We start from the raw sequence: 8,972 nt of genomic DNA on the forward strand, positions 1-8,972 counted from the left end.
AAAAAAGGTGATGCAGCGCTGTCGTCTAATCTTTTGCACCACTCATAGACGTTCCCACTTCCACTTGGCAGGCAGCCAGAAAATTGACTGCTACTTAACATTGGAGTGGCGCCAACCTTTCAGCAAGAGCGATTCAGTGGCATTGTAGTGATCCAATAAATTGAACGCTCATGCAGATGTATATTGAAAAAATACGATTTTTACACCAATTCACGTGAGTAGTGTCCATCTCACATTTATCTCTAGCCCACTAAACTCACGGTTGGCCAGAGTAAGAATGGCTCGTTGGCGTTGGACTAATTCCGAAACAATCGATAACCCCAATCCGCTGCCAGTGATGCCTTGGCCAGAAGCGCGCCTAAAGCGTTCAGTGACTTTATCTAACATATATTCGGGCAGCCCAGGGCCAGTGTCTCTCACGATCAGTTGAGGCGCTCCTTCCCAAAGTGCCAGCTCCACTTCTACATGCCCCCCTTGCGGCGTGTAGCGCAAGGCGTTATCCAGTAGGTTACGAAAGAGAATGCCTAATTCGACTTCATCGGCGCTAACCTTAAGCCGGGTTAACCCTTTTAGCTTCAAGTGCTGACCTCTTTCTTCAGCGATTGGCCACATCTCGGCGACTAATTCAGCAATAATTGGATAAAGATCAATAGTCGTTGGCGGTGTTGCGGCAACCTGATCCAAGCGAGCCAAAATAAGCAATTGTTCCACCACACGCTGCAGCCGCTCCACCCCAACATAAGCCTTTTGTAGTGATTGCTGTTCGCCTGCCTGCGCGTTGTTAAGATGAATTCTCAGGGCTGCCAGAGGCGTGCGTAGCTCATGAGCCGCATCGGCTGTAAAGCGTCGCTCTCGTTCTAACGTTTCTTTTAGTCGGGCAATAAAGTCGTTGAGAGATTGACGTAAACCATTAAGCTCTTGAGGAACAGGATTATCGATTTTGCTTAGGTCGCGAGCGGAGCGGCCTTGTACCTGACTGGAAAGCGCTTGGATGGGCGCAACCCCTTTCCGGATAATACGGTTCATCAGCCAAAGAAGGAGTGGAAGCAAAAAAAGCATCGGCAATAAATTGTTCCAGGTGATACGTTCCACTACTTCATCATGAAAAGAACCTCTCAGCCCCATGCTAATCCAGGTATCGCTGGCAACATCGAACATACTGAAAACCCGCCAACGATGACCATTGTAGCTTTCCCAGCGAAACCCCTCTTCCAAAGGCTTGGGAAAGGGCCCAGCATCATTCCATTTGCTTCCTAATAACTTAGGTGAGCCATCAGCATTCCAAAAGCCCAGTACTAATTTAAGTTCTTCTTCGTGGTAAAGCTTGGAACCTGAGTCAGAGCTGTTCACGGGCACAGCAATACCGTCGCGATATAGCTGTGCCGGATGCTGAGGCAGCCCCATGCGTGAAGCAAGGCGAGCATAGTCGTCAACCGTTGCGCTTGGATCGAGTTGGCCAGCCACAATTCGGCTATGCAGACTTAACTGAGTATCGAGAATCTCTTCTAGCTCGTGATTTGTAATTAAGTAAGCTGCGGTCACCGCCATGCCGCCTGTAACAGTCAGGGCAATTGCTAGCGTGCGCAGTAGATAACGCCGTATTGATGTCATTGCACCGTGCTGTCCAATCGGTAGCCAATCCCGCGTACGTTAACGATCAAGTGCTTAGCAAGTTTTTTACGAAGATGATGGATATGAACCTCCAACGCATTGGAGTCTACTTCGCCATCCCAACCATATAGTAAATTTTCTAAACGGGGACGAGATAGCACCCGGTCGGGGTGTCTAGCTAGCTCTAAAAGTAGGGCATACTCGCGTCGGCCCAATTTAACGTCTTTGCCTCGCCAGCTCACGGCATGAAGTACCTCATCAATAGTCAACGCCCCCAGTGCCAATATCTGCGAGGTACGTCCCTCAGAACGTCTCATTACGACACGCAAGCGGGCAAGTAGCTCCTGTAAATTGAAAGGCTTGAGCACATAGTCATCCGCCCCCGCATCTAAACCACCAATACGGTCTTCGACCGCATCGCGGGCCGTCAAAATCAGAATAGGCAAAGTGGATTGCCGGCGAAGTAACTTCAGTACCTGCATGCCGTCCATATCGGGCAGCCCGAGATCCAAGATAAGCACACTGAAGGTCTCGTTGCCGATAGCGCTGATTGCCTCGCGGCCCAGCATGAACCAATCGACTGTGTACCCCTCGCGCTCTAGAGCCGTTTTAATGCCATCCCCAAGCAAGGGATCATCTTCTACTAGTAGTGCTCGCATGCTGCTCCCTCAATCGACAAGCTGTTATTTTAGCCATCAAAAAATTAAGGTTTTCTTAAAAATAGCGATTTAATGACCACACAGAACGTGGATATGAATCCAGGCCGTCAGATAGCCATTCTGTTTTTTTGCAATTTTACTGAGCGATTTAATTCTTCTTTAAGTTTTTCAGGTTCAAGCTACACCCCTGACCTTGTGCGAGGCCAAAGCATCGCTTTGAGTGGCTGACGGCTTGAGTCTGAACTGTCGTTGCCGGGGACACATCATCGGCTATTAACTGAAGAGCGCCAAATGATGCACTTACTAACACGCATTAGAACAAATTATTATTTGAAAATAATGGCTCGATTTTTAGAAAAAAGAGCAAAGCGATATTTTCTGGGAGGGATGCGGTATCTTCTCAAAGCGCCTGTCCCAGAAACCATTGACAGCGTTGTAGGCATAGAAAAAATTCTTATCATTCGTCCTAATTTTCGTCTAGGCAACGCGCTCATTAGCACCCCTGTTATTGATGCTTTACGTGAACGTTTTCCTTCCGCAACGTTAGACTATTTAGCAACTGATAAAACACTACCTCTATTGCAGCAACGCCCTGTAGATAATTTTTATCTATTATCGAGAACTGCCATTCTTCGTCCCTGGCAGTGTGTAACATTATGTCGACGCCTAAGAGCTCAACGCTACGACCTAGCGGTACAAGTCAGCGGGGGATCAACGAGCGGCTTTATTGTGACTCAGTTAATAGGGGCACGTTACAGCATGGGGTCTCGTAAAGATGATCAACGCTTGTACAACATTGAAGTTGATGCGAAGTCGTCCCACGCTTACGACTTCATCGTTAGTTTGACTCGCCCACTCGGTGTTGTCTGCCGGAATCGGCCATTGCTACAGCTAACTGTGCAAGAGCGCTATCAGGCAATGGAAAAGATTCAACAGTTAATTGGCCTTCATAGCAATCATCTATCCGATTCTGGCTTTATCGCGATCTTTGTGGGTGGACATCAAAAAAAGCGTTGGCCGCTGGCCTTTTGGCTAACTCTCATCGAGAACCTTGAGGCCCACAGAATACGCTATATCGTTTTTCTTGGGCCTGAAGAGTTTCGGCTTCTAGCACCCATTGAACAGCGTTTGATGTCATCGATGTATGGCTACCTATGCCCACCGCTTCCAATCCGACATTTTGCTGCCGTTTTAGAGCGAGCTCGACTACTTATAACACCCGACTCAGGCCCTATGCACTTAGCGGCAGCACTCGATGTCGCCACCATTTCACTCATACGCCAGAAAAAATCACTCGCCTTTGTACCACGAGAAGCCTATGACACCACACTGTGGCGTCCAGAGGTCAGCACGGTGGTTGAAGCGATACTCGCTAATGTTGATAGACAGAACACAACAGTGCTTGAGCAAACGGCGGCGGTAATAGGCTAGCCTACACCGAGAGGGGGTTAAAACTTGATGTCAAAATGTATGTATCCGGGCACGCAACCCTGAAACAAAGAGTGTATTAGGCGTTGCAATAAGCTTGTTCTAACCAGTGTCATGGAGAATGAGAGGGACAAGCCTAAGCGAGGCAGCTTGTGGGCTCAGGTGTTCTCAGGTTGTACAAAGAGCATAGCAGCAATGGCTTGTTTGATTGTTCCAGCTAGAATATTTAGCTACTTGTCGGGTCCCGTGTGATTGACCACCCGTTTGGTAAATAACTCAGGCCGCTTGGCCTGCCATTCCTTCATCGCCGTGATCGGCGATTGATGATGCAGCGCTTTCTGCGGTATGTGGTGATTGTACAGCCAGCAGTATCGCTTAAGCGTCTGCTCGAGGTCTTCGCCTGATGTATAGCGCCGGGTCGCCAGCACGTCGCTGATACGGCCGTTGAAGCGCTCCACCATTCCATTCGTTTGCGGCCTTCCCGGCTTGATCAGGCGGTGCTCAATCCCGTGGGCCAGGCACTCCTGATCGAAGGGATGGCGCCCGCTGGGCTTGCGCTCACCTGCCCGCGTGAAGCGATCCGTGAACGACTTGCCGTTGTCGGTCAGCACCGTCTGAATCTTGAAGGGCGCCTTTTTCTCCACCTGCTTCATAAACACCCGAGCATCCTTCGCGGACTGGCTGCCTCGGACCTCCAAGTAGGCCCAGCGTGTCGCACGGTCGATGGCAACGTACAAGTAGCGCTTCTGCTCCTCGTCGGGCATTTGAGGCAGGTGCTTAATGTCGATATGCACGTAGCCCGGCTCATAGTCCTTGAAGGGCTTGTGCCGGGGCTTCTCGTCGCCACCGGCATCCTGCCGCGCCAGTTCCGCCAACGTCGGCACTTCACGCCGCTTGAGCATGCGATGCAAGGCAGAGCGCGACAAGCCTGGGCTCAGGAACTCACGCGCCACGACGAGGAGGTCATCCAAGCCGAGGCGCAGGAACTCACGAGCCGTGATCAGCACCTCCTCCTGCTCAGCTGTGAGCGTGGCCAGGAGGTTGTGACGGGTATGCGGTCGGTCATGGACATCGTCGCGGTAACGCCATCGCCGGATGGTCGCAGTAGCGACACCATGCTGCCGGGCCAGTTCGCTATCCGTGATGCTGGAAGGCGCTGCCTGGATCTCGGCACGGATCTTCGGTGTCGTCGTCGCTTGTTTATGCAGCTTGATGTTCATGAACCTGTTCCCGGATAAATTGCTGAAGAAGCTCCCTGGCGGCTAGCAGAGGATAACTCCTATAGGCGATTTGATCATCCGGGACCCTACATCTACTGAATAAAATTGCATAATTTTTCGTTAAGTTTTGGCCTTTATAATAGCTTGAATATCCTATCAAAGAGAGCTCCGACTTGCCTACGTCAACTGCATCAAAACCTAATGGAAAGGGTGTAATACGAATTCTTCGTGCTTCTATTAATGCCTTTTCTGGAGTAAAGGCTTGCTGGATAAACGAGTCTGCTTTTAGACAAGAAGTGATACTTTGTCTAGTTTTATATCCTGTTATATTTTTTATTGATGCCACCTATTCTGAAAAGGCGTTACTATTTTTGTCACTGACGCTTGTCGCGATAGTGGAACTTATAAATTCCGCCATCGAGTGTGCTGTTGACCGTATCGGAACAGAGCATCACGAGCTTAGTGGACGTGCAAAAGACATGGGCGCGGCAGCTGTTATGTTGACCATTCTTATGACAGTGAGCGTATGGCTATGCGTGATATTCAACTAAGATTCTTCATGTCCTTGGTATCCGCCTGGCTTTTATTTCTACTTACCATGTCAGTTTTTAGTGTTTTAAATGTAGATTTCACGCTAGCAGATTTTTTCTATCGCCTTCAAGGTAGTACCTGGGCATGGAAAGATACCTTCTTGGCTCAGGGTGTGATTCACAAAGGCGGTAAATGGCTAAGCCTGTTGATGGGTATCGCTACACTGATACTGTTGATACTAAGCTTTAGTTTTGATTGTCTTAAAGAGTACCGCATACCACTTTTGTATCTTTTTTCCTCAACGCTTATTTCGACGTTACTCGTTGCGACAATTAAGCACTTGGTGAGTATGGAGTGCCCTTGGGATTTAATGCGCTATGGAGGAGTTCGAGGATTTATTGGCCTGCTCGACATACGCCCACCCTCATTGCCAGCATCCGCCTGCTTTCCCGCTGGGCATGCCAGTGCAGGATATGCATGGATAGCACTTTACTTCTTTTGCGCCTCTGTACGACCCCGCTGGCGATGGACAGGACTTGCGGTGGGGTTAGGGCTTGGCCTTGCATTTGGGTTTGCTCAACAGCTACGCGGAGCGCATTTTCTGTCTCACGATCTCTGGACGCTGATGCTTTGCTGGACAGTAAGCTTTTCACTGTCAAAAGCCTTATTAGTCAACCGTGTTTATTAGCCTTTTTTAGAGAGCTTTTCGATGCCCCCAAAAAATATTGCTTTTTCTAAAATGGTGAAAGCAGCTAACAAACTTTGCCATTATCGCCCTGTGTTAAACACAGAGCAGCTTGTCTTATGGATAGTAGTCATCTTGAGCGTTTTCTATAACATCCCTTTTTGGCAGCAAGCCTTGGAGGGGTATGACCTGTTTGTCATTCATACATGGCTAACCTTTGCCAATATGCTCTTGGTAATGATCTGTCTTAATTTTTTAGCCTTTGCTAGCTTTTCTTTTCGCCTAACAGTCAAGCCTTTGTTAACGCTACTTCTTCTAATTGCAGCCTTCGTTAGTTATTTCACTACTTACTATGGTACCTATTTTGACACCTCCATGTTGGATAATGTGCTTCAAACAGACACTAACGAAGCGAAAGAACTTCTCACTACCGGTTTGTTAATTCATTTGGCCTTCTTTTTTTTATTGCCGACCCTTGTGGTTTGGCGAGTCAGACTAATGCCTTTGACATGGAAGAAGGCTATATTGCTTCGCTCGTCTTACTTAATTGCCAGCTTTGCTATATTATTGTTGGCCGTATTTTTATCTTACCAAGAAATATCGTCGCTCATGCGAAACAATAAGCAGCTTCGATATTTGATAACTCCAGGTAATTATATTGTTTCTATGGTGCAGGCTCTTTCTAGCCAGCATATTAACGCAAATATGGTGCGCTCCCCAGTAGGAGAGGACGCCTACATCCCTTCATCAGAGGGTGACAAACCTATACTCCTCGTCATCGTGGTGGGTGAAACGGTACGAGCGGCGAATTGGGGCTTAAATGGTTATGAGCGCCAAACCACTCCCAAACTTGCCCAACGGCCTGACGTTATCAATTTTGCAGACGTTTCCTCATGCGGTACGAGCACGGCGGTCTCATTACCCTGCATGTTTTCATTACCGGGCCGTGCTGAGTACTCTAAATCCTATGCTCAGCAGCATGAGTCCTTGCTAGACGTATTAGCGCACGCGGGGTTAGAGGTTACTTGGCTGGATAACCAATCAGGATGTAAAGGCGTCTGTGAGGGGGTGACGACAAAAGCGGTTTCACCAGAGGAGTATGCGTCTCTGTGTCAAGATGGGCGATGTCTCGACGAGGCATTGGTTCAAGCCTTATCAACGCAACTCAGTAGTACGCCTGCTGACCAGGTGGTTGTGCTACATCAGTTAGGCAACCACGGGCCCAGCTATTATCAACGTTATCCTCCAGCCTACGAGCATTTTGTTCCTGCCTGTGAAAATGCTGATTTGGCGAAATGCACAAGAGAGGCCATCACCAATAGCTACGATAATGCCATTCTATATACCGATAACGTCCTGGATCAGGTGATTGACACGCTAGAGCGTGAGCATGATTACGCAACCGCCATGGTCTATCTCTCGGATCATGGCGAATCACTTGGTGAAAAAGGGCTCTATCTGCACGGGATTCCCTACGCTATTGCCCCCAACAAGCAAACGCATGTGCCTATGATTTGGTGGCTGTCCACCTCATTTTCACAACAACAAAGGCTTGATACTGAGTGTTTACACCGTCGTGCCAACCAAGCCGCCTCACACGACAACTTATTCCACAGCGTGCTAGGTTTGCTGGGCGTAGTGACAGACGTTTATCAGCAGGAAGCAGATATTAGTCAAGCGTGCCGATTCGCCAAGTGATGAATGCTTAATTTTTTGTTAAGTATTCCATGACATACTTTTCCTAATTTTTACCAACTATTTATGGTGCATGAAATGAATGTGTCGCCATTCTTGACTTCCCGTCAAAAAGGTTGGAAAGAGATTATACCTAAAAGCATGGCAATCCTGAAGGATTCGATAATGATTATTAATATACCTATTGGTTATGCCAAGTGCCTTTCCTTTAAAGTCAGCATCGTTTTGATTTCTTTACTGTCCATTCTGCTGTGGGTGGTTGGAGAACAATATATAGAAGTCACCATTGCTATATTAAGTGTTATGGCTAATGGCATGTCACAGTTTCTTAGATGCTGCTTTTCTGCTAGTGCATTGAAAGTTTTTGAAAATGATTTGATAGATATGATTGATGCATTAGGAGCAGCCGGAGTTGGCACATTAATAGTTTTATATTTATTAGTTTAAAATCCTTAGCCCTAAGGTTTTTATCGCAATGATTGATTTTTAGCGGTCAAATAAAATTTAATTTTATTATTATTTTCGCAAAATTACCTAATGGATGGCAAGTAGACAAAAAAATTGGGCATTTGAAACTGGTACTGCCCCAAGGGCAGTACCGGTGCTACGGAGTACGAATTTTTACATATACCCTTTTTCTGCGAATGACGTGCATCCATCACTCCCCACCACCACATGATCAATCACCCGAATATCCATCAGACCAAGCGCTTCCTTCAGTCGCTCGGTAATACGCCGATCCGCATCACTAGGCTCAGGATCGCCACTAGGGTGGTTATGAACGAGGATCACAGCGGCGGCATTATAGGCCAATGCTGCTTTCAGTACTTCTCGTGGGTACACGCTGGCTGAATCAATGGTGCCGCGAAACAGCTCTTCAAAGCGGATAACACGGTGTTGGCTGTCGAGAAATAGCACACTGAACACCTCGTGCTCATAGTCCTGAAGCAGGAGCTGCAGGTGATCAAATGCTTGCGAGGGCTGGGATATCTTGCGACCTTTGGCGAGCTTGCGGCGCCCCCACTGTCAAGCTAGTTGGAGTGTCAGCGGCTGTTAGACTCTGAACGATGTGGGGCGTGACGAGGTTCCGATGAAGTACTCCGACGAGCGCCGGGAAGCCATCCTCAAGAAGCTGCTCCCGCC

8 protein-coding genes and 1 pseudogene are annotated in these 8,972 nt (G+C 48.1%); 5 read left to right on the plus strand and 4 right to left on the minus strand.

The features are described from left to right. Positions 1 to 210: 210 nt before the first annotated feature. Both MHM85_RS17520 and MHM85_RS17525 read right to left on the minus strand, forming a co-directional pair. Positions 211 to 1,611 (minus strand): ATP-binding protein, encoded by a 1,401-nt coding sequence (locus tag MHM85_RS17520; protein WP_239286526.1) that lies wholly within the window; start codon positions 1,609 to 1,611, stop codon positions 211 to 213. Continuing rightward, positions 1,608 to 2,270, minus strand: coding sequence for a response regulator transcription factor (locus tag MHM85_RS17525; protein ID WP_058579755.1), 663 nt, complete (start codon positions 2,268 to 2,270; stop codon positions 1,608 to 1,610). The genes MHM85_RS17520 and MHM85_RS17525 overlap by 4 nt, the downstream gene beginning before the upstream one ends. A gap of 291 nt (positions 2,271 to 2,561) precedes the next feature. Here MHM85_RS17525 and MHM85_RS17530 point away from each other — a divergent pair, with 291 nt between their 5' ends. Then, entirely contained in the window at positions 2,562 to 3,701 is a 1,140-nt protein-coding gene (locus MHM85_RS17530) for a glycosyltransferase family 9 protein (RefSeq protein WP_239286527.1), read from the plus strand. A 227-nt stretch (positions 3,702 to 3,928) separates the two neighbouring features. On the opposite strand, the gene MHM85_RS17535 is transcribed toward MHM85_RS17530, so the two are convergent. Beyond that, positions 3,929 to 4,918, minus strand: coding sequence for an IS481 family transposase (locus MHM85_RS17535; protein WP_239286528.1), 990 nt, complete (start codon positions 4,916 to 4,918; stop codon positions 3,929 to 3,931). A gap of 173 nt (positions 4,919 to 5,091) precedes the next feature. Here MHM85_RS17535 and MHM85_RS17540 point away from each other — a divergent pair, with 173 nt between their 5' ends. The 4 genes from MHM85_RS17540 to MHM85_RS17555 all read left to right on the plus strand — a co-directional run bounded on the left by MHM85_RS17540 (position 5,092) and on the right by MHM85_RS17555 (position 8,276). Beyond that, positions 5,092 to 5,469 carry a diacylglycerol kinase gene (locus MHM85_RS17540; RefSeq protein ID WP_239286529.1) on the plus strand — a complete coding sequence of 126 codons (378 nt, stop codon included), beginning with the start codon at positions 5,092 to 5,094 and terminating at the stop codon, positions 5,467 to 5,469. Next, positions 5,451 to 6,137: a phosphatase PAP2 family protein gene (locus tag MHM85_RS17545; protein WP_239286530.1), complete on the plus strand. Its 687-nt coding sequence runs from the start codon at positions 5,451 to 5,453 to the stop codon at positions 6,135 to 6,137. The genes MHM85_RS17540 and MHM85_RS17545 overlap by 19 nt, the downstream gene beginning before the upstream one ends. A 21-nt stretch (positions 6,138 to 6,158) precedes the next feature. Then, positions 6,159 to 7,832, plus strand: a complete 1,674-nt coding sequence (locus MHM85_RS17550) for a phosphoethanolamine--lipid A transferase (RefSeq protein ID WP_239286531.1) — start codon at positions 6,159 to 6,161, stop codon at positions 7,830 to 7,832. Between the two features lie 75 nt (positions 7,833 to 7,907). Beyond that, complete coding sequence (locus MHM85_RS17555; RefSeq protein WP_239286532.1) at positions 7,908 to 8,276, plus strand: hypothetical protein; 369 nt, start codon at positions 7,908 to 7,910, stop codon at positions 8,274 to 8,276. A 174-nt stretch (positions 8,277 to 8,450) separates the two neighbouring features. On the opposite strand, the pseudogene radC reads toward MHM85_RS17555, so the two are convergent. After that, positions 8,451 to 8,876 (minus strand): annotated as a pseudogene (gene radC, locus MHM85_RS17560) (DNA repair protein RadC). Positions 8,877 to 8,972: the final 96 nt, after the last annotated feature.

Source organism: Halomonas sp. McD50-4 (assembly GCF_022348135.1).
Classification (GTDB): domain Bacteria; phylum Pseudomonadota; class Gammaproteobacteria; order Pseudomonadales; family Halomonadaceae; genus Vreelandella; species Vreelandella piezotolerans.